The sequence below is a fragment of the bacterium genome (assembly GCA_021372775.1).
In the GTDB taxonomy this organism is placed as follows: Bacteria; Acidobacteriota; Polarisedimenticolia; order J045; family J045; genus JAJFTU01.
In genome coordinates this window covers 1-1,999 of the sequence record JAJFTU010000071.1, presented here as the reverse complement: position 1 = coordinate 1,999, position 1,999 = coordinate 1, and the positions used below count along the sequence as shown (strand labels likewise).

General features: G+C 79.8%; 3 protein-coding genes. 1 reads left to right on the top strand and 2 read right to left on the bottom strand.

Translation table 11 applies throughout. The features are described 5' to 3' along the window. Positions 1-1,345, top strand: a 1,345-nt coding sequence (locus LLG88_02770) for a hypothetical protein (protein ID MCE5245830.1), incomplete at its 5' end; no start/stop codon positions are given. A 70-nt stretch (positions 1,346-1,415) separates the two neighbouring features. Here the strand turns inward: LLG88_02770 and LLG88_02765 are convergent. Together LLG88_02765 and LLG88_02760 are read right to left on the bottom strand one after the other, a co-directional pair. Beyond that, positions 1,416-1,628, bottom strand: a complete 213-nt coding sequence (locus tag LLG88_02765) for a hypothetical protein (protein ID MCE5245829.1) — start codon at positions 1,626-1,628, stop codon at positions 1,416-1,418. Positions 1,629-1,744: 116 nt separating this feature from the next. Next, positions 1,745-1,996, bottom strand: a complete 252-nt coding sequence (locus LLG88_02760; GenBank protein ID MCE5245828.1) for a YhbY family RNA-binding protein — start codon at positions 1,994-1,996, stop codon at positions 1,745-1,747. Positions 1,997-1,999 lie beyond the last annotated feature (3 nt).

Here is a 1,999-nt window from a genome sequence, read left to right as displayed (position 1 = left end):
CCCCTCGGCGGCCGCGGCCGCGGTCCGCGACGGCCTGGCCGAGCACGACCGCCTGCTCCGCGGCGAGGAGCCGCCGCTCGCCGACGAGCTCCGCCCGCTCGTCGGCCAGTCGTCGGTCGCCGCCGCGCGCTTGGTCGGGATCGGCTTCCGCGCCGCGCTGGCCGCGGGGCGGACGCCGCGCGAGGCGGCCGAGCAGTTCCTCTTCGACGCCGGACGGATCGCGCGCGGCTGGACGATCGTCGAGGCGGCGTGGCCGGCGACCCTCGAGGAAGTCGCCGAGGCGATCCCCGCGGACGCCTGCCTCGTCTTCGCCGCGGCCGGCCCGGACGCGCCGGAGATCGCGCTGGACCGCGCCGGCGGCCTTTCCGCGGCCGGCCCCGGCGGGGCGGTCGGGGCGCCGGAATGCGCCGGGAAGAAGGTCGTCCTTTGGGCCGGGCCGGCCTCGCCGCCGCGCGGCCTCGCCGTCGGGCCGCACGACGAGCGGGTGCTGGCCCGCGTCGTCCGCCCCGGTCCGTTGTCCGGCGGCGCGCCGGCGAAGGCCGCCGGGGCGCCGGTCGTCGTGGAGACCGGGCCGGCGCGCGTGCGGCGCGAACTGCTCGAGACGCTGCTCGCCGACGACGACGCGGACGGCGGCGCCGCGGCGCGGGGGCCGGCCGCGGAGGCCGGCGGGCGGCCGGCGGGGTCGTCCGACGAGGGGACGCGCCGGGGCGACGAAGCCGCCGGCTTGCGGCCGGCGGACGAGGGGACGCGCCGGGGCGACGAAAGCGCCGGCGGGCGGCCGTCCGACGAGGGGACGCGCCCGGGCGACGAAGCCGCCGGCGGCTGGCCGGCCTACGTCGGGCTGGGGATCGCCTCCGCCGAGAGCCCGCTGGCGTCGGGCTGGCTCGTCCCGCCGACCGAGGCCGCGCCGGACGGGTGGATGCCGCCGCAGAACATCCCGCAGGCCGCGTCCGCGCAGGGCGCGCTGTGGGCGTTGGGGCTCGCCGAGACCGGGGCGGCGCAGGCCCCCGAGCGGGGGGCGTGGCTGCTCGCCGAGTCGGCGCTGCTCGCGGGACGTTCGTGGACGCTCTTCTCGCGCCGGCCGCTCGGGGCCGCCGAGCGGGCCGCGCTGCTCCGGCGCGCCCCGGCGTGGGCCGAGAACCCGCTGCGCGAGGCGCGGCGGCTGGCGAAGCGCGAGCCGGCGCTGGCCGAGGCCCTGACGCTCTGGACGGCGCCCGCGCCGCCTCCCGCCCCGTCGGGGCGCGGCTACTACGGCCTGGCGGCGGCGCTGGCGGCGCTGGGCGCGGTCGCGACGGTCGTCGCCGCCCGCGCCGCGCTGCGGCGGCTGCGGCGGCCGCGGGCCTGAGACGCCGCGGGCCGGAGAGTCCGCGGGCCTGAGACGCCGCGCGCCGGTCGGCGCGGAACGCGCCGCGGGATCAGCCGAGCTTGTCGAGCAGCCCGCCGCTGTCCTGCCCCGACGCGGCGTGGCCGTCGGAGCTCGCCGGCTGGGCGCGGCGGGTCTTCGGCTGCTGCTGCTCGACCTTCGCCTTCGTCTTGGCGGTCTTCTCGTGGCTCTTGACGAACTTCTCGGCGACGACGTCGGCGGCGTTCGAGACCGGCGGCGGCTGGACCTGCGTCACGGAGTGCATCCTTGCCCTCCTCGCGCCGCGTCCGCCGCTCGGGCGAACGGACGCTCACCGGACTTATCGGACGCGCCCCGCTTAGCTTGACCGGGGCGGCGCGGGGGCGGCCGGACGATCCGCCGCTATTTCGCTTCTTCGGGCTGCGGGCGGTAGAGCAGGATCGTGCCGCCGGTTATGGCCACGACCTCGGCCTTGAGCTCGATCGCGAGCGCCTCCGCGACCTCGGCCGGCTCGAGCGGGCAGCCGCCGCCGACCCGGACCTTGATCGCCTCGCGGGCGGCGAGCGCCTGCTCCGCCGACGCGACCAGCGCCTCGTCCACGCCGTTCTTCCCGACCTGGACCGCGGGGCGTTCGCCGTGGAGCGCGGCGCGGATCTC